The 26424-nt window shown below is 68.0% G+C and carries 23 protein-coding genes; 16 read left to right on the top strand and 7 right to left on the bottom strand.

All coding sequences use genetic code 11. The features are described 5' to 3' along the window. Window positions 1-24: 24 nt before the first annotated feature. From NL241_RS34535 to NL241_RS34465, 15 genes are all read left to right on the top strand, one after another. Entirely contained in the window at window positions 25-825 is an 801-nt protein-coding gene (locus tag NL241_RS34535) for an ABC transporter ATP-binding protein (protein ID WP_494396400.1), read from the top strand. Then, on the top strand, window positions 822-1673 hold the full coding sequence (locus NL241_RS34530; protein ID WP_487692039.1) for an ABC transporter permease: 852 nt from the start codon (window positions 822-824) through the stop codon (window positions 1671-1673). Before NL241_RS34535 ends, NL241_RS34530 begins: the two co-directional genes overlap by 4 nt. After that, a complete protein-coding gene (locus tag NL241_RS34525; RefSeq protein ID WP_487692038.1) occupies window positions 1670-2455 on the top strand; it encodes an ABC transporter permease in 786 nt (261 codons plus the stop codon). Before NL241_RS34530 ends, NL241_RS34525 begins: the two co-directional genes overlap by 4 nt. Then, window positions 2452-4755 carry a xanthine dehydrogenase family protein molybdopterin-binding subunit gene (locus tag NL241_RS34520; protein WP_494396399.1) on the top strand — a complete coding sequence of 768 codons (2304 nt, stop codon included), beginning with the start codon at window positions 2452-2454 and terminating at the stop codon, window positions 4753-4755. Before NL241_RS34525 ends, NL241_RS34520 begins: the two co-directional genes overlap by 4 nt. After that, a complete protein-coding gene (locus NL241_RS34515; protein WP_494396398.1) occupies window positions 4752-5624 on the top strand; it encodes an FAD binding domain-containing protein in 873 nt (290 codons plus the stop codon). The genes NL241_RS34520 and NL241_RS34515 overlap by 4 nt, the downstream gene beginning before the upstream one ends. Then, a complete protein-coding gene (locus NL241_RS34510; protein WP_487692035.1) occupies window positions 5611-6102 on the top strand; it encodes a (2Fe-2S)-binding protein in 492 nt (163 codons plus the stop codon). The genes NL241_RS34515 and NL241_RS34510 overlap by 14 nt, the downstream gene beginning before the upstream one ends. Continuing rightward, entirely contained in the window at window positions 6099-7121 is a 1023-nt protein-coding gene (locus NL241_RS34505) for an FUSC family protein (protein WP_494396397.1), read from the top strand. Before NL241_RS34510 ends, NL241_RS34505 begins: the two co-directional genes overlap by 4 nt. Window positions 7122-7161: 40 nt before the next feature. Further along, window positions 7162-8382: an amidohydrolase family protein gene (locus NL241_RS34500; protein WP_494396396.1), complete on the top strand. Its 1221-nt coding sequence runs from the start codon at window positions 7162-7164 to the stop codon at window positions 8380-8382. Between the two features lie 18 nt (window positions 8383-8400). Continuing rightward, window positions 8401-9582 carry an acyl-CoA dehydrogenase family protein gene (locus tag NL241_RS34495; RefSeq protein WP_487692032.1) on the top strand — a complete coding sequence of 394 codons (1182 nt, stop codon included), beginning with the start codon at window positions 8401-8403 and terminating at the stop codon, window positions 9580-9582. Between the two features lie 34 nt (window positions 9583-9616). Continuing rightward, on the top strand, window positions 9617-11797 hold the full coding sequence (locus tag NL241_RS34490; protein WP_494396395.1) for a thiamine pyrophosphate-dependent enzyme: 2181 nt from the start codon (window positions 9617-9619) through the stop codon (window positions 11795-11797). Window positions 11798-12161: 364 nt separating this feature from the next. Then, window positions 12162-13628, top strand: coding sequence for an APC family permease (locus NL241_RS34485; protein ID WP_494396394.1), 1467 nt, complete (start codon window positions 12162-12164; stop codon window positions 13626-13628). Window positions 13629-13632: 4 nt separating this feature from the next. Continuing rightward, entirely contained in the window at window positions 13633-14673 is a 1041-nt protein-coding gene (locus NL241_RS34480; protein WP_494396393.1) for a carbohydrate kinase family protein, read from the top strand. A gap of 31 nt (window positions 14674-14704) precedes the next feature. Then, on the top strand, window positions 14705-15964 hold the full coding sequence (locus NL241_RS34475) for an aminotransferase class III-fold pyridoxal phosphate-dependent enzyme (RefSeq protein WP_494396392.1): 1260 nt from the start codon (window positions 14705-14707) through the stop codon (window positions 15962-15964). Between the two features lie 9 nt (window positions 15965-15973). Continuing rightward, complete coding sequence (locus NL241_RS34470; RefSeq protein WP_494396391.1) at window positions 15974-16621, top strand: class II aldolase/adducin family protein; 648 nt, start codon at window positions 15974-15976, stop codon at window positions 16619-16621. Between the two features lie 126 nt (window positions 16622-16747). Continuing rightward, window positions 16748-17353: a TetR/AcrR family transcriptional regulator gene (locus NL241_RS34465; RefSeq protein WP_494396390.1), complete on the top strand. Its 606-nt coding sequence runs from the start codon at window positions 16748-16750 to the stop codon at window positions 17351-17353. Here the strand turns inward: NL241_RS34465 and NL241_RS34460 are convergent. Then, a complete protein-coding gene (locus NL241_RS34460) occupies window positions 17340-18005 on the bottom strand; it encodes an SDR family oxidoreductase (RefSeq protein WP_494396389.1) in 666 nt (221 codons plus the stop codon). The genes NL241_RS34465 and NL241_RS34460 overlap by 14 nt on opposite strands. A gap of 50 nt (window positions 18006-18055) precedes the next feature. Here NL241_RS34460 and ggh point away from each other — a divergent pair, with 50 nt between their 5' ends. Further along, entirely contained in the window at window positions 18056-19396 is a 1341-nt protein-coding gene (gene ggh, locus NL241_RS34455) for a glucosylglycerate hydrolase (RefSeq protein WP_487692025.1), read from the top strand. Here the strand turns inward: ggh and NL241_RS34450 are convergent. The 6 genes from NL241_RS34450 to NL241_RS34425 all read right to left on the bottom strand — a co-directional run bounded on the left by NL241_RS34450 (window position 19393) and on the right by NL241_RS34425 (window position 26348). Then, window positions 19393-19881 (bottom strand): MarR family winged helix-turn-helix transcriptional regulator, encoded by a 489-nt coding sequence (locus NL241_RS34450; RefSeq protein WP_487692024.1) that lies wholly within the window; start codon window positions 19879-19881, stop codon window positions 19393-19395. The genes ggh and NL241_RS34450 overlap by 4 nt on opposite strands. Before the next feature lie 72 nt (window positions 19882-19953). Further along, the gene (locus NL241_RS34445) at window positions 19954-20691 is read right to left on the bottom strand and encodes an amino acid ABC transporter ATP-binding protein (protein WP_494396388.1); all 738 of its coding nucleotides are present in this window, start codon (window positions 20689-20691) and stop codon (window positions 19954-19956) included. Beyond that, window positions 20691-22475 carry an ABC transporter substrate-binding protein/permease gene (locus NL241_RS34440; protein ID WP_487692021.1) on the bottom strand — a complete coding sequence of 595 codons (1785 nt, stop codon included), beginning with the start codon at window positions 22473-22475 and terminating at the stop codon, window positions 20691-20693. The genes NL241_RS34445 and NL241_RS34440 overlap by 1 nt, the downstream gene beginning before the upstream one ends. A gap of 48 nt (window positions 22476-22523) precedes the next feature. Next, complete coding sequence (locus tag NL241_RS34435) at window positions 22524-23195, bottom strand: GntR family transcriptional regulator (protein WP_487692020.1); 672 nt, start codon at window positions 23193-23195, stop codon at window positions 22524-22526. A 208-nt stretch (window positions 23196-23403) separates the two neighbouring features. Continuing rightward, window positions 23404-24198 carry an LLM class F420-dependent oxidoreductase gene (locus tag NL241_RS34430; RefSeq protein WP_494396387.1) on the bottom strand — a complete coding sequence of 265 codons (795 nt, stop codon included), beginning with the start codon at window positions 24196-24198 and terminating at the stop codon, window positions 23404-23406. Window positions 24199-24266: 68 nt separating this feature from the next. After that, window positions 24267-26348: a PhoX family protein gene (locus tag NL241_RS34425; RefSeq protein WP_494396386.1), complete on the bottom strand. Its 2082-nt coding sequence runs from the start codon at window positions 26346-26348 to the stop codon at window positions 24267-24269. Between the last annotated feature and the right edge of the window lie 76 nt (window positions 26349-26424).

The raw sequence follows: 26424 nt of genomic DNA, 5'->3' as shown, positions 1-26424 counted from the left end.
CGCCATCGAAGAGAGACTCACGACATGGAACCCCAAGGCATCGAACTGGACGACGTATCGGTCGTCTTCGACACCCCCGGTGGCAAGGTCACCGCGGTCGCCAGCGTGAATCAGCAAGTGCCGCATGCCAGTTTCGTGTCGATCGTGGGGCCGAGCGGCTGTGGGAAGTCGACGCTGCTGGCGGTCATCTCCGGGCTGCAGAAGGCCACCTCCGGAAAGGCCAGCGTGGCCGGGGTCCCGGTCACCGGCCCCGACCCGAAGATCGGCGTGGTCTTCCAGGAGGATTCGACCCTGCCGTGGCGCACGGTCGAAGAGAACGTCGGTTTCGCGATGGAGATGATCGGCGTCCCGAAGGCCCAGCGTCAGAAGCGCGTCAAGGACGCGGTGGAACTGGTGGGCCTCGGCGGGTTCGAGAAGGCCTACCCGTCGATGCTCTCCGGCGGTATGCGCCAGCGGGTGGCCCTGGCCCGCACGCTGGCGGTGCAGCCGGAGGTGGTGCTCATGGACGAGCCGTTCGCCGCGCTGGATCAGCAGACCCGGTTGTTCCTCGGCGCCGAGGTGCGTCAGATCTGGGCGCGCACCAAGCAGACCATCGTGTTCGTCACCCATGACATCTCCGAGGCGATCCTGCTGTCACAGCAGGTGTGGGTGATGTCCTACCGCCCCGGCACCATCATCGATGTGGTCGACATCGACCTGCCCGACAGCCGCGATGCCGGGGTGGTCTCGACGCCGAGGTTCAACGAACTGCACAACCGGATCTGGACCTCGTTGCAGGCGGAATCGATGCGCGGATTCAAGCAGCAGGAAAGCGTCACATCGTGACCACGTCCTTTGTGGCGCAGGATGACCTGCCCGCCGAAACCGCGCCCACGCCGACCGGTCCGCCGGAACCCGGCCGGCGTCCACGATGGCGCAGTCGCGGCCTGGTCAGCGCGTTCTCCACCATCGTGATCCTGGTGGTGTTCGTGGCCATCGCCGAACTCGGTGTCGCCACGGGCATGTGGAACGCCAGTGTGCTGCCGGCGCCGTCGACCATCTTCGCCGAGCTGGGACCGTTGCTCACCGAAGGTCAGTTCTGGACCGACGCGGGACGCACGGGCCTGGAGGTCGCGGTGTCCATCGTCGCCGGAAGCCTGTTGGGTTTCCTGGCCGGACTCCTGTTCTGGAAGCTGCCGACGGTGGGCCGGGTGTTCGAGCCGTACCTGGTGTCGTTCTACGCCGTACCGTTGGTGCTGTTCTACCCGGTGATGATCGTGCTGGTGGGTATCAACGCCACCTCGGTGATCATCCTGGCCTCCATCATGGCCGCCATCCCGATGGCACTGAACACCGCGGTGGGCCTGAAATCGATGCCGCCGGTGTACATGAAGCTGGCACGGTCGCTGAAAGCCTCGCCGCGCCAGACACTGTTCGCCATCGCCATTCCCGCCGCGGGACCGTTCATCGTCGCCGGGTTACGCCTGGCGGTGGTGTACGCCCTGATCGGCAGTATCGCCATGGAGTTCACCACGGCTCAGGCCGGTCTCGGCTACCGCATCCGCTATCTGTACGAGATCTTCGACAACGAGCTGATGTTCGCCTACATCGTTGTCGTGGTGGTGCTCTCGGGTCTGCTCACCGTCCTGCTGACGTTGATCGAACGAGTCCTACTCCGCGGGAGGAACCTGTGACCGCAACACTGCCGCGCGCAAGCGCCGGCGCGCCGGCCCGGCCGAAGCGGCTGCGCTCGATCCTGCAGAGCCAGTTCGTCGGCTCGGCACTGCTGGCACTGCTGGTGGTCCTCATCTGGGAGGTCGTCTCCGGGATGACGTTCGTCATCCCGTCCCCGGCCGCCACCGTCACCGTGCTGTTCGAGAACCTCTCGGATCCCAGCTATCTGTTCGACATGCGCGTCACCGCGCAGTCGGTGTTCCTGGCGTTTGTCATCGGCACCGCCATCGGCGGATCGCTGGGCCTGGCGCTGGGCCTGTTCAGTTGGTTGCGCACCGCGCTGGAGCCGCTGATCATCATCCTCAACGGCATCCCGAAGATCGTGCTCTACCCGGTGCTGCTGCCGATCTTCAGCCTGTCGGGCTCCAAGGTCGTCATGGGTGTGCTGTTCGCCTTGTTCCCGGTGTTGATCAACGTCTCCACCGGTGTGCAGGAGATTCCCCGGGTCTACTGGAAGCTCGCCCGGTCGGTCCGGGCCAACTCCTGGCAGACACTGGTGCACATCATTCTGCCCGCCATCAGGCGGCCGCTGCTGACCGGTATCCGACTGGCCGTCAGCCTGGCCGTGGTGGGTGTGGTGCTCTCGGAGTTCTTCGCCACCCGAAGGGGTTTGGGCCGCGTGGTGCTGCAGTCGTACAGCCACGGTGACTATCCGTCCATGGTGGCCACCATCATGCTGCTCATCACGGTGTCGTTCGCCATCTCGATCGCGCTCTGGCAGTGGGAGAAGCGGCTCCATTGAGTGCACAGCAGTCAGCCGGGAGTTATGTCGGCAACTCGGTTCCGCGCCGTGAGGACACCCGTCTGCTGCACGGCCAGGGCCGGTTCCTGGCCGACCACGCCGCCGGTGCCGCGCACGTCGCGTTCGTCCGCAGCACGCGGGCCCACGCGCGTATCACGGGCATCGAGCGCGCCGCGGCCGAGCAGATGCCGGGGGTGCTCGGCATCTACCTCGCCGGCGATCTGGATCTGGCCGGTGTGCCCATCCCGTCCCTGACCACACCGGATCCGGACTTCACCGCCGCCACGTCTTGCGTGCTGGCACCGCAGTGCCTTCCGATCCTGGCGCACGACCGGGTGCACTATGTCGGTCAGCCGCTGGCGGTGGTCATCGCCGACGACCGCTACCGCGCCGAGGACGCGGTGGAGAACGTTGTGGTCGGCTACGACGAACTGCCTGCGGTCACGGAGGCGACGGACGCGCTGGCGCCGGACGCACCGGTGCTGTTCGACCACCTGGACTCCAACGAAGTTGCCCGGCTGGAGTTCTCGTTCGGCGAAGCCGCCGCCGACGCCCACACCGTGGTCACCGGCACGTACCGGATGAACCGGCACGGGGCGGTACCGCTGGAGTGCCGCGGCGCGCGCGCCGAGTACGACCCCCGGCGCGGTCAGGTGGAGCTGATGACCTCCACGCAGGTGCCGCACATGGTGCGCAACGCCGTCTGCGGGGTCACCGGTTGGTCACGCCAGGAGATCAAGGTCGTGGTGCCCGATGTCGGTGGCGGTTTCGGCACCAAGGCCAACGTCTACGGCGAAGAGATCGTCGTGGCCATCCTCGCCCGCCGCACCGAAGGCCGGCTGATCTGGGTGGAGGACCGCCAGGAACATCTGGTGGCCAGCGCCCAGGCGCGCGATCAGCTGCACCACACCCGGCTCGCGGTGGACGCCGACGGCCGGATCCTGTGCTGGGAGGACGATTTTGTGGTCGACGTCGGCGCGGGCAGCCTGTGGGTGGCGGGTATCGTGGCGAACACGGCGATCCACCTGCTGGGCCCGTACCGGATCCCCGCCGCCCGGATCCGGGGCCGCGCCGCGGTGACCAACAAGACGCTGGTGGCGCAGTACCGCGGGGCCGGCCGGCCGGAGGCCACCTTCGCCCTGGAACGCGCACTGGATGCGGCTGCCGTGGCGCTGGGGCTGACCGGCGAACAGATTCGCCGCCGAAACCTGTTGACCGACAGCGACATGCCGTATCCGCGGCCCATCCCGTACCGGGACGGGGTGCCCATCGCCTACGACGGTGCCGACTACCGCGCCTGCCTGGACTCGGTGGTCGAGGCCTTGCCGCGCAGTGAGGTGCACGCCTGCGAGTCGCAGTATCCGGACCACCGCATCGGCTACGGCGTGGCCTCCTACCTGGAGGCGACCGGCCGCGGCCCCCACGAGACCGCGCGGATCCGCGTCCTGCCCGACGGTGGCTTCGAGGTCACCGCCGGTGCCGCGGCGGCGGGCCAGGGGCACGAGACGGTGTTCGCCCAGGTGGCCGCCGACGCGCTCGGTGTCCCGATGGACCGGGTGCTGTACCTGCCGTCGGACACCGAGCGCCTGCCCGACGGGATCGGCACGTTCGCCAGCCGGTCCGCGGTTCTTGCCGGTTCGGCAGTCCACCAGGCCGCCCAAGCGCTGACCGAGCTGGCCAGGGAGCGTGCCGCGACGCTGCTGGGCACGTCGTCGACCGAGTACCGGGACGGCGCGTTCCACGGTGGCGGCCGTGCACTGTCCTGGATGGAGCTGGCGGCTTCCGGCGCGGACGAGGGCAGCGGCGCGTTGGACGTCACCTCCGTCTACCGCACCAAGACCGTCACGTGGACCATGGGCGTGCACGCGGTGATCGTCGGCGTACACCGCCGCACCGGCATCGTGAAAGTGTTGCGCTACGCCGTCTCTCATGAGGGTGGCCGTGAGATCAACCCGAAGATCGTCGAGGGACAGGTCATCGGTGGGGTGGCCCAGGGCATCGGCGGCGCGCTCTTCGAGCACTGGGGCTACAGCGGCAAAGGAGAGCCGCTGTCGACGACGTTCGCCGCCTACCATCTGCCGCTGACCACTGACGTGCCGGCCGTGAGGGTCAACCACCTGCACGCCGACACCCCGGTCAACCCGATCGGGGTGCGCGGTGCCGGCGAGAGCGGCACCATCGCGGTGTACGCGGCGCTGGCGGGCGCGGTCGACGACGCGCTGGGCAACACGGTGCACACCGCCACCACACCCATCTCCACCGGTGACCTGTGCCGTGCGCTGGCGGGAGTGGCGTCGTGAAACCCGCCGAATTCGACTACATACGGCCGGCTTCCGTGTCCGAAACGCTCGAGCTGCTGCGGGATCACCCGGAGGCGAAACTGCTCGCCGGTGGCCAGTCGCTGCTGACCTTGATGAACCTGCGCCTGGCGCGGCCCACGCTGGTGATCGACATCGGCCGGTTGACCGAGCTGGACCGAGTCTTCGATGACGAGGACACGCTGGTGGTCGGCACGCTGGTGACTCACCGCACCGTCGAGACCGATCCGCTGATCGCCGCCCGGGCGCCGCTGCTGGCCGACGCCGCGGGATACATCGGCCACATCGGGATCCGCAACCGTGGCACCATCGGCGGTTCGATCGCCCATGCCGATCCCGCCGCCGAGATGCCCCTGGCCACACTGGTGCTGGATGCCACGTTCCACGTCGAGTCGGCGGTCACCGGCCGGCGGCAGGTGCCGGCCGAGGACATGTTCGTGTCGTTCTACGAGAACGCCCTCGAGCCGCACGAGATGCTGACCTGGATCTCCGTTCCTGCCATCCGGCCCGAGCAGGGCTGGGGATTTGTCGAATATGCCCATCAGCACGGTGATTACGGCCTCGCCGGTGCCGGCGTGGTGGTGACCTTGGACGCCGACGGCCGGGTGCAGCAGGTCCGTGCGGCCGTGCTGTCTGCCGCCGACCGGCCGTTGCTGTTCACCGAGACACCTGCCGCGCGTCCCAGTACCGCACTGTGGGAGGAGCTCGCGCACACCTGGGCGGCCCAGACCGACCCCGCCGCCGACGACCGCGACTACGCCCAGAGGTTGTGCGCCGCCGCCCTGGCGGAAGCGCTGACCGCTGCCGAGGGCCGGGCGCGACAGGAGGAGCTCACCGATGTCCGACACTGAGGGACCCACCATCTCGGTGACCGTCAACGGCCGTTTGTTCCGTCGCTCGGTACCGCCGCGGATGACGCTCGCCGATTTCCTGCGCGACGAGTTGGGTTTGACCGGAACACATCTGGGCTGTGAGCACGGGGTGTGCGGCGCTTGCTCGGTGTTCATCGAGGAGCGCAGCGCCCGCGCCTGTCTGACGCTGGCCGTACAGGTCGACGGGATGTCGGTGCGCACCGTGGAGGGGCTCGACCACTTCGAGGAGACACCGCGGCTGCGCGCGTGCATGCGCGACAACGGGGGCCTGCAGTGCGGGTTCTGCACGCCGGGGTTCCTGGTCACGTCGCTGGAACTACTGCGCGACACCGACGCCGAAAAGCCGCTCACCGAGGAATCGGTGCGAGAGGCGTTGTCCGGCAACATCTGCCGGTGCACCGGCTACCAGGGCATCGTAGCTGCGGTGTTGGACGCGGCGACACCACCGGACGAGTGAGCCGCTGGGCGCCCTACCGGCCCGCCGAGCTGTTGCGCCCGGTGGGCCGGAGCCGCTGGGGGATGGCCGCCGCCCTCGGGGCGGCGCTGGGGGCCGGGCTGGCGCTGCCCGCGTGGGCCGGACACGCTGAGTTCGGGTCGGCCATCGGACTGGGATTCGTGCTGACCGCGGTGCCCACACTGCCGGAGTCGTTGCGCGCCATGGCCGCGACGGTGTGTGCGCGGGCACTCTGTGTATCGGGCGGGGCCGTGGCGGTGGTACTCACGGGCGGCCACCAGACGGCGCTGGCCGTCGCCACGGTGGCCGCCGCGGTCATCGGGGCGTTCCTGCGGTTGGTCGGTCCCACCGCGGCGCTGGCCGTGGTGCTGATCGCCGTCGACACCGGGGGGTTCCACGGCGCGCCCGCCGGCTGGGCCGAGGTGCCGGCCTATCTGGTGGGCGCCGTCGCGGTGCCGCTGGCCTGGAGTGTGTGGGTGGTGTTGCGTCGCCGGCTGCCGGCCGGCATCGACAGTCCGGCCGCCGCCGATGGGCGGCGCCATGCGCACGCCGCGCGGGTCGGCGCCGCGGTGGCCGTCGCCATCACCGGCGCCTTCGCGCTGGCGGCCGTGCTGCCCACCGGGGCTGTCGGCGCGCACTGGTTGGTCACATGTGTCGTGCTCACCATTCAGCCGGGCGCGGAGCAGACGGGAGTTCGCCTGGCGCAGCGTCTTTCGGGTAACACCGTGGGTACTGTCATCGCCGCGGTGCTGTTGGGGACGCATCTGCCGGTGGCCGTGGTGCTGGCCGTCACGGTCGTGCTGTTCACCACGGCCATGGCGCTGCGGCCGGTCAACTACACCTGGTGGGCGGTCACCGGGCCCCCGGTGCTGTTGGTCATCAGCGAGTTCCCGCACGTGTTCCCGTGGTATGAGGGCGGGGTGCGGTTGGGGATGAATCTCCTGGGCGCCGCGGTGGTGGTGCTGGTGGTGTTCGCGGTCCCGGCGGTGTGGAACCGGGTTCACCCCACCGTCACCGGGTGAGTGCGTTACTGTATATCGGATCCAATTTTGGGAGGCCGGCTTGACGACTCTGCTGATCGAAGACATCGGACTGTTGGTGCACGGCGATGCCGCTGTGGCACCCGTCCGCGACACCACACTCGTGATCCAGGACGGGGTGATCGCCGGTATCGGCGCAGACCATCCGGCTCCGGACCAGGTGCTCTCCGCGGGCGGGCTGACGGTCATGCCCGGACTCGTCGACGGGCACGTCCATCCCACGTTCGGGGAGTGGACGCCGGCGCAGGACTCCATCGGCTGGATCGGCAACTATCTGCAGGGTGGCACCACCTCGATGGTGTCGGCGGGCGAATTGCACATCCCCGGACTGGCTTTCGACGAGCTGACCCCCGAGCTCGTGCTCAGCATCGCCATCACCTCCAAGCACACCACCGGGCGGATGCGTCCCTCCGGTGTCAAGGTCAACGCCGGCACCGTGCTGCTGGTGCCGGGCATGACCGAAGAGCATTTCGACCGGGCGGCACGTGAAGGCATCGACCAGCTGAAGTTCATCTTCTACAACTGGAACCTGTTGGGCGACGGCGAAGCTCAGCGCTACGTCAGCTGGGCCCACGAACGCGGGATGACGGTCAAGATGCACTCCGGCGGGGTGTCCCGCTCGGGCTCGAGCCGGCCCGCCGGCCGGGAGGTGGTGCTTGCCGTGCGTCCCGACATCGTGGGCCACATCTCCGGCGGCCCCATCCCCGCCCCGGACGACGACATCATCGCGATCATCGACGGACTGGACACCGCGCACTTCGAGATCTGCGCCTCGATGAACTACCGCGTGACGAAGCTGGTGGCCGAGGAACTGCAGCGACGCGGGCGCCTCGACCGGCTGACCCTGGGCACCGACACCCCCGGTGGCACCGGGGTGATCCCGCGCGGGATGCTGCGCACCATCTGCCTGTTGGCCTCGGTCTGCGGAGTGGACCCGGTGGCGGCCGTGGCCGCGGCCACCGGTCAGACCGCCGCCGCCCACGGACTGAACACCGGGCGCGTGGCCGTGGGCATGCCCGCCGATCTGCTTGTGCTGGGCCCGATCACGGGCTCCGGCGCCCGCGACGGGCTGGAGTGTTTTGCCACCGGTGACCTGCCGGGCATCGCCACCGTGCTGGTCGACGGCGAACCGCTGGTCAAGACCCGCAGCCAGCAGACCCCGCCACCCAGCCAGGGCGTCACCTGGCGCCACCTGCCCTCATCCGCCACCCAGCCGCAAGCACCGGCCACCGGCTGCTGCTGACACCTAGGAGATCCCGTTATGTCCCGCCTTCCCGAACCCGCCGCCCCCGACACCCTCTTCGGGATCGACGGCCTCCTCGACGAGGAGGAGCGTCAGATCCGCGAGGCGGTGCGCACCATGGTCAAACAGCGCATCGCCCCTGATATCGCCACCTGGTACGAAGACGGCGAACTGCCGGTGCGCGACCTCGCCGTCGAACTCGGCGAGCTGGGGCTGCTCGGCATGCACCTGCAGGGTTACGGCTGCGCCGGCACGTCGGCCACCGCGTACGGCCTGGCCTGCCTGGAACTGGAAGCCGGTGATTCCGGGCTGCGTTCACTGGTCAGTGTGCAGGGCTCGCTGGCCATGTTCGCCATCCACCGGTACGGCAGTGAGGAACAGAAGCAGCGCTGGCTGCCGGACATGGCCGCCGGGCGTGCGATCGGCTGTTTCGGGCTCACCGAACCCGACCACGGTTCCGACCCCGCCGGAATGCGCACCCGCGCAACACGGTCCGGCGACGACTGGATCCTCAGCGGCACCAAGATGTGGATCACCAACGGGTCGGTGGCCGACGTGGCCGTGGTGTGGGCCCGCACCGACGACGGGGTCCGCGGGTTCGCGGTACCCACCGACACCCCCGGTTTCAGCGCGCACACCATCAAGAAGAAGATGTCGTTGCGTGCCTCGGTCACCAGCGAACTGGTGCTCGACAACGTCCGTCTCCCGGAGTCCGCCCGCCTGCCCGGGGCCACCAGCCTCGGTGCCCCGCTGAGCTGCCTCAACGAGGCCCGCTTCGGCATCGTGTTCGGCGCACTCGGCGCCGCCAGGGACTGCCTGGAGACGGCACTGGACTACTCGCGCTCGCGCAAACAGTTCGGCAAGTCGATCGCCGAATTCCAGCTCACCCAGGCCAAACTCGCGAACATGACCCTGGAGTACGGCAAGGGCCTGTTGCTGGCCCTGCACCTGGGCCGGATGAAGGACGGCGGGGGGCTGGCCAGCCAGCAGGTCAGCCTCGGCAAGCTCAACAACGTCCGGGAGGCGCTGGCCATCGCGCGGGAGGCGCGCACCATCCTGGGTGCCAGCGGTATCACCTCGGAATATCCGGTGATGCGGCACGCCAACAACCTGGAATCGGTATTGACCTACGAAGGCACCTCCGAGATGCATACCTTGGTCATCGGGCAGGCGCTCACCGGCAGTCCCGCGTTCCGCTGAGCCCACGCCCGGACAGACAAGCCGAGGAGGACCGATGGCACTGCCCGTCGACGAGTACTTCACCACCACGGTCCCCGGGTGGCACAGAACCGCACCGCGGCCGGCCGGCTCGGATCCGGTCCGGCCCGGGTCGGCGCTCACGGTGCACCAGGCGACGGCGCTGTACGACGCCCAGCTGGCCAGCCGGCACCTCGACCTGGCGGCGCGCTGGTTACGTGGCCGGGACAGGGGCTTCTACACCATCGGGTCGTCGGGTCACGAGGGCAATGCCGCGGTGGCGGCGGCGCTGCGGCCCACGGATCCGGCTCTGCTGCACTACCGTTCGGGTGGTTTCTACGTGGCGCGCGCACAACAGGTCGACGGCAGCGACCCGGTCCGCGACGTGCTGCTCGGTCTGGTCGCGGCCACCGAGGAGCCGATCTCCGGTGGCCGTCACAAGGTCTTCGGCCGTCACGACCTGAACATCATCCCGCAGACCTCCACCATCAGCTCCCACCTGCCGCGGGCGGTGGGCGTGGCGTTCTCCATCGCCCGCGCCCGCAAGCTGGGCGTGGACAGCCCGTGGCCGGCCGATGCCGTGGCGGTGTGCAGCTTCGGTGATGCCTCGGCCAATCACTCAACGGCCGTGGGAGCCATCAACACCGCACTGCAGGCGGCCTATCAAGGTCTGCCGATGCCGTTGCTGTTCGTCTGCGAGGACAACGGGATCGGTATCAGCGTCAAGACACCGCGTGGCTGGATCGCCAACACCTACGCCCACCGCCCCGGGCTGCAGTACTTCCACGGTGACGGTTGTGATCTCCCGTCGGCGTTCGACGCGGCGACCCAGGCGGCGGCGTGGGTGCGGGCCAATCGCAAGCCCGCGTTCCTGCACCTGCGCACCGTCCGGTTGATGGGCCACGCCGGCACCGATTACGAACAGGCCTACCGCAGGCCCGAGGAGATCACCGCCGACTACGCCGCGGACCCGGTGCTGACCACCGCTCGACTGCTCGTGGATGCCGGTGTGTTCACCCCCGAGCAGGCACTGCAGCGGTACGAGGCCACGCGCACCGAGGTCATCGAGATCGCCACGCAGGTCAGCGAACTCGCCACCCTGGATTCGGCCAAGGCGGTGATGGAACCGCTGGAGGCCACCCTGGACGAGGCCGTTCGCGTCACCACCGCCGACCCGTCCACCACCGCGCACTCCGGTGCCGAGGACACGCCGCTGACCGTGGCCCTGGCCGTCAACCGTGCGCTGCAGGACGTGCTGGCCACCCATCCGGGCGCCCTGATCTTCGGCGAGGACGTCGCCCGCAAGGGCGGCGTGTACGGCGTCACCCGGGGCCTGCTGGGCAAGGCCGGCCCGGCCCGTGTCTTCGACACCGTGCTCGACGAGCAGGCCATCCTCGGACTGGCTCTCGGTGCGGGGGTCTCCGGGCTGCTGCCCATCCCGGAGATCCAGTACCTGGCCTACCTGCACAACGCGGCCGACCAGATCCGCGGGGAGGGCGCGACGCTGCAGTTCTTCTCCAACCGGCAGTACCGCAATCCGATGGTGGTCCGGGTGGCCGGCTACGCCTACCAGAAGGGTTTCGGCGGGCACTTCCACAACGACAATTCCATTGCGGCCATCCGTGACATCCCCGGCGTCATCATCGCCTCACCGGCGCGCCCCGACGACGCCGCGGCCATGATGCACGCGTGTGTCGCCGCTGCCGAACGGGCCGGTGCCGTCTGCGTGTACCTGGAGCCAATTGCGCTGTACCACACCAAGGATCTGTACGACGACGGTGACGGCGGCTGGCTGGCCACCTATCCCGGCGGTATCGGCGACGCCGGGGTGGGCCGGGCCCGCACCTATGGCGATGGCGCAGACCTGACCATCCTCACCTTCGGCAACGGGCTGCGGATGAGTCTGCGGGTGGCCCGCCGGCTCGAGGAGGCCGGTATCGCGCCCCGCGTCGTGGACCTGCGGTGGCTGGCACCCCTTCCGGTGTCGGACATGCTGCGCGAGGCGCGGGCCACCGGGCGGGTCCTGGTGGTCGACGAGACCCGTCACACCGGGGGCGTGGGGGAGGGCATCCTGTCCGCGCTCGTCGAGGGCGGTTTCACCGGGCGGATGTCCCGGGTGGCCGGCGCCGACAGCTTCATCCCGCTCGGCGACGCCGCGCTGACGATCCTGCTGTCGGAAAGCGAGATCGAGACCGCGGCCCACGCCCTGCTCCACTGACCCCCAGCGCGGCCACTCCCATCAAGGCCGAGCGCGCGTGTCTGTACGTCGACACGCCGTTCCAGGCGTACAAAGGTGAGCGCTCGCCGCGGTTCCTGAGCGCCCGCGTTGCGCCCAGGTTACAAATCAAACCAACTGTTGTTCTATTTCGGACGTCCGTCTAAAGTAACTTTCACGGTTGCGGCCCAGTTCATCGGGGTCGATCCGGCGGGTCCACGTCGTCAGCGTTGAGCGACCGGACCTGACGGGTGCGCGTGTCACCCGCCTTGTTCAGGCTGCCGCCACGATGGCGGTCGTTCGGTGATGAGATCGCATCCATTGCCGCCCCTGCCCATGTACCGTGAGTTCCACTGGGAGACAACATATGTCAAGATCCGCACCGGACGCTGCCGCTCAGGCCTCATCGACGGACCCGAACCCGGGGACGGCGCAGTTCAAGGCCAACATGGGGCCGATCAAGGTATCGCTTCTCGTGGTCGCCTGCGCCGCGCCGTTGGGATCGATGATCGGCAACACCCCGATCGGGTTCACGCTTGGAAATGGCGCCGGGCTGCCCATCATCTTCCTGGTGGCGGGCCTGGTGCTGGGCTGCTTCGCGGCCGGCTATGTGGCCATCAACCGGGCGGTGCCCGGTGGTGGCGGGTTCGCCCGCTACGTCCACGCCGGCTTCGGGCCGGGTGCCGGATTGGGTGCGGCCTATGCGACCACGCTGGCCTACGGCTCCGGCACCATCGCAATCACCGCCGCCGCAGGCTATTTCGTCGACGTCATCGCCCTGGACTACGGTGTGGACCTGCCGTGGTGGGTTTATTCGGTGGTCGCACTGCTCATAGTCGGGTTGCTGGGCCGGCATGCCGCTGATCTGAGCGCGAAAGTGCTGCTGATCCTGATTCTCGCCGAGTTCGCGATGCTGGTCATACTCGACATCTTGATCCTGGCGCACAGCGGGTTGTCCGCGCTGCCCACGGAGATCTTCGCGCCCGAGCAGGTGTTCTCGGGCAGCATCGGGCCGGCACTGATGATCGCGTTCACATCGTTCATCGGCATCGAGTCGGCGGTCATCTACGCCAACGAGGCCCGTAATCCGGGTAAGACGGTACCGCGTGCGATCTACCTGTGCGTCGGGGTTATCTCGGCGTTCTACTTCTTCACGGTGTGGCTCATCGTCGGCTCGGTGGGCGTCGGTCAGATCGTGCCCGTCACTGAAGAGGCGCAGGGAGATCTGCTGTTCGTGCTGTCGGGCGAGCAGGGCGGTGACTGGCTCACCGCCATGATGCAGATCTTCTTCTGCACCAGTCTGCTCGCGTCGCTGGTGGCGCTGCACAACGCGACCACCCGCTATCTGCAGACCATGGGAACCCAGGGAACGATGCCGAAAGTGTTGGGATCCCTGCACCCTCGCTATCAGGGCCCCGCGCGGGCCAGCGAGGCCATGTCGATCCTGACGGCCGTCCTGCTCGTCGTGTTCGTGGCCGTCGGCGCCGATCCCTACCTCGGGGTGTACACCAGCCTGGGTGGACTGTTCACCGTCGGCATCGTCGCCATGCAGGGCGTGGTTGCCGTGACCGTGGTGGTGTTCTTCCGTCGGCGCAAGGACGGCCATCTGTGGAAGACGTTGGTGGCCCCGGCAATCGGCGCGCTGGGACTGTTGACCGCCACCGGTTTGATCATTGCCAACTACTCGGTGCTCACGGGCACGGAGGACGTGATCCCGAACCTGCTTCCGTGGCTGATCCCCCTGGCCTTCCTGGCCGGTTTCCTTGTCTACCGCAAGCGGCGGGATGTGGTCGTGGACTTCGATCCCGTGCCGGCGCCACACAGTCAGCCGTAGCCGAATGGTCGACAACACCTCTCCCAGAAACACTTTGGGCAAGGTCGCCGTGCTGGGCCCGCACATCGTGGACATCCTCGGCCGGCCCGTGGCGAGCATCCCGGCCGGCCAGGGCAGCGTCGTCCTCGACGAGATCCGCGTGACAGTGGCCGGAACCGGCGGCGGCGCGGCCGTCGACCTGGCCAAGCTGGGGTGCTCGGTGTCCTCGCTCGGCGCCATCGGCGACGACCTCCTCGGCCGTCTGCTCGGCATGCAGCTGCAGGTCCACGGCGTCGACACCACCGGCCTGGTTGCACGCCCGGGTGCGGTCACCTCGTCGACCATCCTGCCGATCCGGCCCAACGGGGAGCGGCCGGCCCTGCACGTGCCGGGCGCCATGGCAACCCTGGGGGCCGCTGACCTCGACCGAGCCGCCCTGCTGGCCGCCGATGCCGTCCTGTTCGGCGGCCCGGAAACCACTCCGCTGCTTCTGGATTCCGAGGGGCTGACGCTTTTCGAAGCCATCCATGCGGCGGGCACACCCACCTACATGGACCTGCTGTATCCCGGTAAACCGGAGACGCTGAGTCTGCTGGCTCCGATGCTGCCGCTGGTCGACTGGTTCATGCCCAACGATCAGCAGCTGCGCGGACTGACCGGGATCGACGATCTCGTCGCCGCGGCGCAGAGCCTGCTCACGCTCGGGGTCGGCGCCGTCGCCGTCACGGTTGGTGCCCACGGTGCCGTCATCGTGCAACCCGACGTCGCGCCGGTGACGGTGCCCGCGTTGCCCACCACCGTCGTCGACACCACCGGATGCGGTGATTCTTTCAACGCAGGCATGATCGCCGGACTGCTGGTGGGGTGTGCACCCGCCGATGCCGCGCTGATCGGTTGTGCCTGCGGAGCTTTGGTGGCGACCGGCCTGGGTTCCGACGCCGGCATCGAGGACCTCGACGGCGTGCTGCGGGTCATCGCCGATGCCGAGCCCACTGCCGCAAGTCGCATCCGCGAGCACGTGGACCAGCACGTCGCGACCCGCACCGGCGTCGTGCTCGACGCTTGAGCCAAGTTTTTCATTCGAGAAGGAGAACACTGTGACCACCGATCTCGGCCTGACCACTGACCTGCGACACCGCAGCGTCGACAGCGAGTTGCGCCGCCGTGCGGGCGTCGTGGTGCCGAACGGGATGTACGGGCACCTCGACATGCGTGCCTTTCCGGCGATTCCGCAGTACATCGCCCGTTCGCGTGGCGCGCGCCTATGGGATGTCGACGGCAACGAGTACGTCGATCTGATGTGCAGCTGGGGACCGGTGGTGCTCGGTCACCAGGATCCGGCGGTGGAGGACGCTGCCGAACAGCAACGGCGACAGGGGGATTGCGTCAACGGCGCTGCGCCGGTCATGGTCGAACTGGCCGAGACCATGGTGCGGACCGTCGCTCACGCGGACTGGGTGATGTTCGCCAAGAACGGTACCGATGCCACCACCATGTGCTGCACCATCGCCCGCGCCCACACCAACCGCAAGATCATTCTCGTGGCCACGGGCGCGTATCACGGTGCCGCACCGTGGTGCACGCCTTTTCCGTCCGGCGTCACCGCGGAGGACCGCGCCAATCTGCTGGAGTACGACTACAACGACATCGCATCGATCCGCGCGGCGGTCGGGGAGAAAGCCGATGACATCGCCGCGATCATCGTCAGCCCGTTCCGCCACGATGCCGGCTTCGACCAGGAACTGGTCGACCCGTCGTTCGCACGCGAGGTCAGGGCCTACTGCGACGCCATCGGAGCGGCGCTGATCCTCGACGACGTGCGTGCCGGTTTCCGGATGCACCACGGCGGAAGCTGGGAGCCGCTCGGCGTGCAACCGGATCTGACCCCGTGGAGCAAGGCGATCGCGAACGGATACCCGCTGGCGGCGGTCACCGGAACCGATCGCTACCGGGACGCGGCAGGCAGCATTTTTGTGACCGGCTCCTTCTGGATGGGGGCGGTGGCCATGGCCGCGGGCCTGGCGACCATCACCGAGCTGGGCAGCCGCAACGCGGTGGCCCGTATGCGCGCACTCGGGCTGCAGCTGAGTACGGGTATCGCCGACAGTGCGACGAGGTGGGGGTTCGAAATCCACTACACCGGACCCGCGCAGATGCCGAATCTGTTGTTCGCCAACGATACCGACTACGAGCTGGCCACCGCGTTCAGCGCCGAGGCTCAGGCTCGCGGCGTCTACGTGCATCCGAAACACAACTGGTTCGTCTCCGCGGCGATGACCGACGACGACCTCGACATGGCGCTCACCGGTCTCGACGGCGCATTCGGCGCGCTGCGCGAGCGTCACCCGCACCGTTAGCGAGCACCCATGGAATCGTCCACCGACCTCCAGGCGTTGCGCAGCGACGTTGCCGCGCACTGCCGCGAACTGGCCGGCCACGGCGTGGCGCTCGCCGGGGCCGGTAACGTCAGCATCCGCACCGACGAACACGTGCTGATCACCCGGTCCGGATTGCGGCTCGAAAGCGCTCAAGCCGAGGACATCGCGGTGCTCTCGCTCCACGGCCGCGTACTCGAGGGCGCCCGGCCCTCGTCGGAGACGGGCCTGCATCTGGGGATCTACGCGCGCAACGCAGCGCGCGCTGTGGTGCACACCCACGGTCGCAGTTCGGTGGCGGTCGGTCTGGTCCGTGACCAGATGCCGTTGGTGCACTACAACCTTCGCCGGCTCGGTGGCCGGGTGCCGACGGTGCCCTACCTGCTGTTCGGCTCCGATGAACTCGCCGAGGCGGTCGGCAGTGCCATCGCCGGCGGATTCAGCACGGTGCTCATGCGCAACCACGGCGCGGTCAGCAGCGCCCCTTCCCTCGGGGAGGCCGTTGAACACGCCTGCCTGCTCGAGTGGCTGTGCGACGTCTATCTGGCCGCCCACAGCCTGGGCGCGCCTGCGCTACTGACCGACAACGACCTCGAAGCCGTAGGTGCACAGGCCGCGCGCCTTGCCTACGGGCAGTGAAAGGTACTGAGCCACAACGGGTTGCACTACCCTGGGTGACAGTCGGGCGCGCCGGTGACGGTGCGCTGTGATCACCCGATCTCGACAACCCCTAAACTCGGCATAGCCGATCAGCAAGGGGACGTGATGCCGAAGATCGTCGACCACGACGAACGCCGGGAAGAAATCCTGCGTGCCGCGATCCGCGTGATCGACAGCGTCGGCCTCGACAACACCACCACCCGCGCGATAGCGCACGAATCCGGCTACTCCAACGGCGTCCTGAGCCACTACTTCCAGGACAAGGACGACATCCTGCGGTCGATCCTCGTCAGGACCCACCGCGAATTCCGCGACCGGGTGGAGAACAGCATGCGCGGCAAGGACGAGTTCGGCCGGCTCTGGGCGATGCTGATGCAGAACCTCCCCCTGGATGCCGACCGGCGCGTCGAGACCACGATGGAGATCACCTTCTGGCCCCGGGCGCTTTCCAACCCCGCGCTGCGCGAGTTCCAACGCGAGGCCGCCGAGGAGCTGCTCGCCGACCTCCGCGTCCTGGTGGCCGGGGTGCGCAGCGTCGGGCAGCTGAACAGTGACCTCCCCGATGCCGACATCGCCGAGTTGCTCATCGCGGCGATCGATGGATTGTCGGTGCACGCTCAGCTGTTCCCGAAGCGGCTGCCCGCCTCTTACCAGGAGAAGCTGATGCGCGCCCAGCTGAGGGCGATCGGCTTCGCGCTCACCGAGGCCTGAGCACCACCTCGTGCATGTGCCCGTCGGGCGGGGTGGCCACCACCTGCGCCACCACCTGCGCCACGGTCTCCGGTCGCAGGAATCTCGAAGGGTCGTACTCGCCGCCCTGGTAGCCGACCAGGTCGCGCTGCATGTCGGTGTCCACCCGGCCGGGGTGGATCGAGGTCACCCGCAGTCCGGGTTCGTCGGCACGCAACGAATCGGCGAACGCCCGCAACGCGAACTTGCTCGCCGAGTAGGACGCCATACCCGCAGAGACATTGCGCCCGGATCCGGAGTTGATGAAGATCACCTGGCCGCCGGCGGCCCGCAACGCGGGTAGCAGCGCCAGCGTCAGGCCAACGGCGCCAACCACATTCACCTCGAAGGTGGCCCGCCACTCGTCGACGCTGGTTTCGCCGACCCGCCCCGGGTACATCACGCCCGCGTTGTGCACCAGCACGTCCAGCTCGGCCAACACCTCACTGCTGGCTTCGAGGGACTCCTCGTCGGTGAGGTCCAGCGGCCAGGTGGTGGCGCCGTGCCGGGCGGCCACGGCGTCCAGCTCGGCGGAGGGGCGCCCGGCCAGCAGCAGGGTGTGCGTGGGCGCGAGGGCGTCGGCGATCGCGGCGCCCAGGCCGCGGGAGGCGCCGGTGATGAGCGCAGAAGGCATGAGGCCCACCTTAACGAGCGCCCTCGGCGCGGGGGTCGCAGAATGGACCCGTGGCACCCGACCCCAGCTTCGCGCCGACGCAGCTCGCGGCCCGCGCCGCCTATCTGCTGCGCGGCAATGACCTCGGGGTGATGACGACGGCGGCCCCTCTGCTGTATCCGCACATGTGGAGCTGGGACGCGGCGTTCGTCGCCGTCGGTCTGGCGCCGTTGTCGGTGGAGCGGGCGGTGGTGGAACTGGACACACTGCTGTCGGCGCAGTGGACCAACGGCATGATCCCGCACATCGTCTTCGCCAATGGGGTCGACGGATACTTTCCCGGCCCGGCCCGGTGGGCGTGCTCGGCGTTGGCCACCACCGCCCCACGCAGCCGGCACACCTCCGGGATCACCCAGCCACCCGTGCACGCGATCGCGGTGCAACGCATCCTCGATCACGCCAGGACCCGCGGCCGCTCGACCCGCGCGGTGGCCGAGGCATTCCTGGACCGCCGGTGGTCGGACCTGGTGCGCTGGCACCGGTGGCTGGCCGAGGCACGCGATCAGGACGAGCACGGCCGCATCACCCTGTACCACGGTTGGGAATCGGGGATGGACAACTCGCCGCGGTGGGATGCAGCCTACGCCAACGTGATTCCCGGCGCGGTGCCGGAGTACCAACGTGAAGACAACAAGATCAACACCGACGCCACCCAGCGGCCGTCCGACACCGAGTACGACCGCTATCTGTGGCTGCTCGAGGAGATGAAGGCCGCGCGCTACGACGACGCGCTGTTACCGAAGGTGATGAGCTTCGCCGTGGAGGACGTGTTCGTCTCCGCCATCTTCTCGGTCGCGTGCACCGTGCTCGCCGAGATCGGCGAGGACTACAAACGTCCCCACGCCGACGTCCGTGATCTGTACGCGTGGGCCGAGCGGTTCCGCGCCGGCGTCATCGAGACGGCAGACCAGAGAACCGGTGCGGCAAGGGATTACGATGTGCGCGCGCAGCGGTGGATCGCCACCGAGACCGCGGCGCAGTTCGCGCCGTTGCTGTGCGGCGGGCTGCCGCACGACAAGGAGCGGTCGCTGTTGCGGTTGCTCGAGGGTCCCCGGTTCCGGGGCCATCCGGACCTGAAGTACGCCCTCATCCCGTCGACGTCACCGGTGTCGCGCGACTTCCGGCCCAGGGAGTACTGGCGGGGCCCGGTGTGGCCGGTGCTGACGTGGTTGTTCGCGTGGTGCTTCGCCAGGAGGGGTTGGGCTGAACGCTCGAACAGCTTGCGCCGCGAGGGTTTACGTCAAGCCAGCGACGGCACGTTCGCCGAGTACTACGAACCGTTCACCGGCGAACCGCTGGGCAGTATGCAGCAGTCGTGGACGGCGGCCGCGGTGCTGGACTGGCTCGGTTAGCGAAGCCGGTTGGTCTCGGTGACGGTCTTGTTGGTGGCCAGCTTCTCCAGCGGTTCCAGAGCCCGGTGCAGCACGCCCAGTTCGTCGGGGCTGAGGCCCCGCAGCATCGCGGCCAGTGCGGCATACCGATTGGTGAGCGCCTCGCGGTGTTCGGCGTGACCCTTCGGGGTGATCTCCACCAGCACCGCGCGCAGATCCGAGGGGTCGCGGGTGCGTTTCACCAGCCCCAATTTCTCCAGGCGACGGATGGCCACGGTGGTGGTGGGGGTGCGGACCTTCTCGTGAGCGGCGAGTTCGGTCATGCGCATCGGCCCCTGGTCCAGGAGCGTCACGAGAATCGACAGTTGGGCCAGAGTCAGGTCGTCGGCCGGGGTGGCCGCGGTCTTGTCGCCGCGCCGGAGCACGGTGAACAGCTTGGACAACGCGCGGTGCAGACCCTCGGCAAGGTCGGCCACCTCAGCGACGCTGACTTCGCTCTCTGTCATAGTTCGCTAGTCTAACCTGTCAGCGGCTGTCATTCTGCGCGGGAACTCGAAATTCGGCAAAAATTTGACGTGTCACAGCACCTGGGACAGGAATCGCTGCAGTCGGTCGGTCTCGGCGGCGTCGAACAGCTTCTCGGGTGGCCCCGCTTCCACCACCTTGCCGTGGTCCATGAACACCACGGCGTCGGCGGCCGAGCGGGCGAAGCCCATCTCATGGGTGACCACCACCATCGTCATACCGTCCGCCCCGAGGTCGGCGATCAACGCCAGGATGCCTTTGACCAGTTCGGGATCCAGCGCCGAGGTGGCCTCGTCGAAGAACATCACCTGCGGTGCCATCGCCAGAGCGCGGGCGATCGCGACCCGCTGCTGCTGGCCACCGGACAGCGTGCCCGGCCGGACGTCGGCCTTGTGCCGCAACCCCACCCGGTCCAACTGTTGCAGCGCCAGCTCCCGGGCGGCCTCGGCGGGCAGCTTCTTGAGCTTGCGCGGTGCCAGCATCACGTTGTCCAGCACGCTGCGGTGCGGGAACAGGTTGAACTGCTGGAACACCATGCCGATCCGCTGGCGCAACGCGTCGGGATCATCGGCGAGCACCGACCTGCCGTCGAGCAGGATGTCACCGCGGTCGGGTTCGTAGAGCCGGTTCAGCGTGCGCAGCAACGTCGATTTACCGGAGCCCGATGGCCCGATCACGGCGGTGGTGGTTCCCGCGGGCACGTCGATGTCGACACCGCGCAGCACCTTGTTGGGTCCGAAGGCGAGGTGAATGTCGTTGGCGGCCAGAGAGACCGGCGCGGGTTCTGCCATCACACCATCTCCTGGGTGGTCGTCACGGGGTTCAGCGGGTCCTCGGTTTCGCCGGTGGTGCGCCCGCGGCGCAGCCGGGCGTCGATGTAGTTCACCAGGTGGGTCAACGGGATGGTCAACGCCAGGTAGAACAGGCCGGCGGCCACCAAGGGTGACAGGTTGCCGGTCTGGGCGTTGAGGTCCCGGCCCACCTGGAACAGTTCACGCTGGCTGGCGATCAGTCCCAGGAAGTAGACCAGCGACGACGCTTTCAACAGTGAGATGAACTGATTGACCAACGCCGGCAACACCCGCCGGATACCTTGCGGCACCACCACCAGCCGCATCGACGACGAATAGCTGAACCCGAGCGCGCGAGAGGCCTCCAGCTGGCCGGCTTCGACGCTCTGGATACCGGAACGCAGGATCTCACCGACGTAGGCGGCGGCCATCAGGCCCAGCGCCGCGATACCGAGCGGATACGGGTTGTTACCGGTGAGCCCACCGACCACCGGGCCGAAACCCAGCCCGATGATCAGAATGATCACCACTTCGGGCAGGCCCCGGAAGATGTCGGTGTAAACCCGTGCCGGCCAACGCAACCATCGCGACCGGGAGATACCGGCGACGGCGAGCGCCAGGCCGAGAGCCAGACCGATGATGCTGGCGCTGATGGTCAGGATCAATGTGTTGGGCAGGCCCGTCTTGAACAGATCGGGGATCGCCTGTTTGTAGAGCTCCCAGGTGAAGAACGCGTCGCCCAACTGGGCCAGTGTCGACTTCGGCGCCGATGCTGCCGGTTGGTCGGCGCCTTGCTGATTCTCCGCCGCCACGGCGGCGAAGTCGGGAAGTTGAGGTAGCGGTGCGGCTTTGGAGCCGGGTTTCCACCCCGGCGGCAGGGCCCTGGGCACCCAGTCGGTGTAGAGCCGCGACCAGGTGCCGTCGGCGATCACGGCGTCCAGACCGGAGTTCAACGCATCGATCAGCGGCCGGTTCTCCTTGGCCACCGCGTAGGCGACGAAGTTGTCCAGGCTGAAGGTGTTTTCGATGATGGTGGCCGGGTCACCTGCCTGCACGGTGCCCACCGCCTGCTGCGACGGTGCCACCCAGGCGTCGATCTGCCGGGTCTTGAGGCTGCTGTAGACGGTGTTGTAGTCGGGGAACTTCACCGGGTCCAGGCCAAGGCTGTCGACGACGTAGGCCTCCTGCACGGTGCCCTGCACCACGCCGATGCGCTGCCCGGCGGCCAGGTCGGAGAACCCGGTGATCGGCGACCCGGTGGGCACCACCAGTGAGAAGTACCCGAAGTCGTAGCCGTTGGTGAACCCGACGGTCTGCCGGCGGGCGTCGGTGGTGGTGATCGAGGACGAACCGACGTCGAATCGGCGTGAGGCCACCTGCGCGAGCAGCCCGGAGAAGTCGGTGCCGACGAAGCTGATCTGCAGGCCCAGCTTGTCGGCGATGGCACGCAGCAACTCGTTGTCGAATCCGGTGAACTGGCCCGCGGAGTTGATGCAGATACTCGGCGGCGCGTCCGACAGGGTGCCGACCGTCAGCGTGCCGGGCGTGCCGAGGCCCAGCGCGGCGACGTCGATCGAGTCCAACGGCGCCGACGTCTCCGTCGTGTATTTGTCCTCGGCGGGACCGGCGGCGGCCGCGGCGAGATTGGTCGGCAGCGCGCTGGCGCTGGCGATACCCGGGGGCGCGCATTGATCCGCGGCCGACGCCGGCGGTGCCAGCGCCAGTCCGGACACGATCAGGACGGTGGCAACGATGGCCAGGAGGCGGCCGGCGTAAGACCTCACCGTGAGCAACCTACGCCGCCCCTGGCGCAGACGGCGGCTTCGGCTGGATCAGACCGCGAGAATCGCCGCGCTGCCCAACACTCCGCGGCGGCGCAGTTCGTCCAGCATCACCTTCGCCATGAGGTTGGCCCGGTCGATGTTGGCGGTCCGCGCCCCTTCGATGTCGTGGTTGCGGATGGCCTCGGTTTCGCGCTCATACAGCGGCAGCATCTCCGAGGAGGAGTTGAGGTAGGCACCCCAGAACTCCCGGGGGATGAAGGACTGGGAGGCGCGGATGTTGGCCAGCAACCGCGGCCCGGCGTACTCGTCGTAGATGGTGCGCCGGTACTCCCAGCCCGCGTCGTTGAAGGTCTGTCCCGCAAAAGTGCTTCGCAGCACCGGCATCATCGCATCGAGTTTGGGGACCACGCGGGCTTCGGGGTCGGCAGCGGCGCGTGCCGAGGCGATCCCGTTGAGCATCCCGTAGATCTCGTGGTACTCGAGTACCACCGCTTCATCGAACCGCTCGACGAACGCGCCCCGGTGGTACCGGGTGCTGAGGATGCCGTCGTGCTCGAGTTGCACCACTGCTTCCTGGATCGGCACCCGGCTCAGGCCCAGTGCATGAGCGATTTCGTTGCGATCGATCCGATCGCCTGAACGTAATTTGCCCGTCAAGATCAGGTTGACCACGTGGGCCACCACCAGATCTTTTTCCTTGACCCCGTACTTCTTCGGCATCTGCATCTCCCCGAACCCCGGTGCTCAGATGAGCACATGTGAATTCTGCCGTGATTTCGACAGACACGCCCATGCTTTATCCGGAATTGCCGGGCCAAGACTAACTGTCTTGTATTCGTCTCAGCACGTGAACGGGTAGATGGGACGGAAGTTCACAGGAAACTCACGGTAAAATGACCGTGGCTGTCAACTGTTAACCCGTGTGAACTCACCCTTCGACACGCCGGTCGCGCCACGCCACCAGCGCCTCGGCCGCGGCCAAGTCGTAGTCGGGTCCATTGACGCCGATCGTCAATAGTGTCACTCCCAGATCCACCAGCGCGTCGGCTTCGGCGAGCATCTCGTCGACACTTCGCTCAGGGACTCCAGACGATCGTTCGATGGCCTGCGGCGCGCGGTCGACGTCGGCGCAATGCCGGTCCAGCACCTCGGCCTTACCGGGGTAGGTGTGGCGATCGGTGAACCCGTGCCAGATGTCGGCGTACTCGGCGACCAGGCGCAGTGTCTTCTTCTCGCCCTGCCCGCCGATCAGGATCGGGATGTCGCGCGTCGGCGCCGGGTTGAGCTTGCCGAGCCGGGCGCGGATCCGCGGCAGGGCGGCGGCCAGGTCGTTGAGCCGGCTGCCCGCGGTGCCGAAGTCGTAGCCGTACTCGTCGTAGTCCTTCTGTTTCCAACCCGAGCCGATGCCCAGGATCAGCCGGCCGTCGCTGATGTGGTCGACGGTGCGCGCCATATCGGCCAGCAGGTCGGGATTGCGGTAGGAGTTGCAGCTCACCAGTGCGCCGAATTCGATGCGTGAGGTCTGCTCGGCCCATGCGGCGAGCATCGTCCAGCATTCGTAGTGGGCGCCGTCGGGATCACCGTAGAGCGGGTAGAAGTGGTCCCAGTTGAAGGCGATGTCGACGCCGATGTCTTCGCAACGCCGGACCGCGTCGCGGATGTGGCCGTAGTTGGGGGAGTGTTGCGGCTGTAGCTGGACACCGATGCGAATGGGTTGGCTCATGTCCCCCAACGTAGTGATTTCGGCGCGCTCATAACCGCTCAGCGGTTATGAGCGCGCCGAAATCGCAGTTAGACGCCGATGTTGCCGCCGTCGCGCCAGACCGCCACCACCGACGGCTTGGCGGTGCCGTTGCCGCCTTCGGGCCAGCGCGACAGCGGATCGTCGATGCTGTTGTCGTCGTTCTCGCCCGGGTGCTGCACGCAGACGGTCACCAGGTCGTCCATCACGATCGGCCCGCAGGTCTCGGCGCCGATCGGCACCGTCAGGAACTGCTTGGTCTCACCGCGGTTCGGGCCCTCCAGCGCCACGGCGAACAGGCCGTCGTTGGAGTCCAGCGCGTTGCCGTCGGTGGAGATCCACAGGTTGCCGTGACTGTCGAAGGCCAGGTTGTCCGGGCAGGAGATCGGGCTGACCTTGGTCTTGTCGAACCCGCCGAAGTAGGTGTCGGCCGCGGCCGGATCGCCGCAGACCAGCAACAGATCCCAGGTGAAATCGGTGCCGGCGTGGTTGTCGGTGATCTCGAGGACCTGGCCGTTCTTGTTGTCGTTGCGCGGGTTGGCCGCATCGGGGCCGGGCTCGCCGTCGGCGCCGCGGTCGTCGTTGTTGGTCAAGGCGACGTACACCTTGCCCGAGACGGGATTGGCCTCGAAGTCCTCGGGGCGGTCCATCTTGGTGGCGCCCACCTTGTCGGCGGCGAAGCGGGTGAACACGGCGACTTCCTGCGGGCTGATCCCGTCGACCAGCGACTCGGCCTGCCCGCCTGCGCCGGAGCGCAGCAGCGGGATCCAGGTGCCCGAGCCGGCGAAGGAGCCGGACGACGGCAGGTTGCCCGAGCCGTCGATCTCGGCAGCGGGGATGTCGCTGGTCAGCTTCGCGACATAGAGCGTGCCCTCGTCCAGGATGGTCATGTTGGCCGCGCGTGCCTCGGGCGTATTGCCGGGCTGGATCTTCTTCGACGAGATGAACTTGTACATGTAGTCGAAGCGCTCGTCGTCACCCGAGTAGGCGACGACGGTGCCGTCGTCGGTGACGTAGATGTTGGCGGCTTCGTGTTTGAACCGGCCCAGCGCCGAATGTTTGACCGGGTTGGATTCCGGGTCCCACGGGTTGAGTTCGACGACGTAGCCGAACCGGTTGACCTCGTTGGCCGCCTTGGTGACGTCCCAGCGCGGGTCGAAGTTCTCCCACTTGCGTTCGGTGGGTTCGAGTTTGACGCCGTAGCGGTCCAGCCGGTCGGCCTCGACGGGACCGGGGGCGGGTGCGCCCTCGGGCGCACCGAAGTAGCTGTTGAAATTCTCTTCACCGGAAAGCACCGTGCCCCAGGGGGTTACACCTCCGGAGCAGTTGTTGACGGTACCCAGCACGGTGCGTCCGGTCGGGTCGGCGGCGGTCTTGACGAAATCGGTGCCTGCGGCCGGGCCGGTCAGCGTGAAGGGGCTGTCGGCGGTGATGCGGCGGTTGTAGCGTCCCATCACCGGCTTGAGGCCGTCGGGGGTGCGCTCCACCTCGACGACGGTCAAACCGTGGGCCGCGACCCCGATGTCGAACTGCTCGCGGGTGGGTGCGTCGGCGTCGTAACCGGGGTGCATGAACTGCTCGGTGGTGTACTCGTGGTTGACCACCAGCAGGAAGCGGTTCGGCTGCCCCTCGATGGGCAGCAGCCCGGCGAAGTCGTTGTTGAACCCGAACTGTCCCCGCTGGGCGGCGGCGGTCTGGTTGTTGACGTCGAAGGCGGGGGCGTCGGGCAGCACCGGGTCACCCCAGCTGATCACCACACCCTGGCGGTAGCCCTCCGGGATCACCACCGCGTCCTCGCTGTTGGGGGCCACGGCGGCGAAGTTCATGCCCGGCAGCGGCTCCAGTTCGGCCGGCGCTGCGCTATTGGATGTGGTTGCCGCGGTGGGGGATTCGTCCGTCGAGCAGGCGGCCAGCAACGACCCTCCACCGACGGCCAGCACCGCGACACCGCCGGCCTGCAGCACCGAGCGCCGTGACATCGCCTGGCGCACCACATCGCCGAAGTACTCGTTCTCGGTCTTGTTCGGCGCGGGGTGGGCGCACTGATCACCGCACTTGTAGCGGCACGTGATGCGCTGCCGCGACGACTTCCCATCATGAGCGACGAACAGGTTCAACGGCACGATTGCCATGGCTGCGGATCCTCCCGAGGAAACATCGGCCGGGGCTGGCGGCCGGAACTCGGGTGAAGTTACGTGCGCTGGGCAA

The sequence above is a fragment of the Mycolicibacterium sp. SMGY-1XX genome (assembly GCF_059132455.1).
Note: the sequence above shows the minus strand (reverse complement) of the source record. Positions and strands in the feature narration are given on the sequence as shown.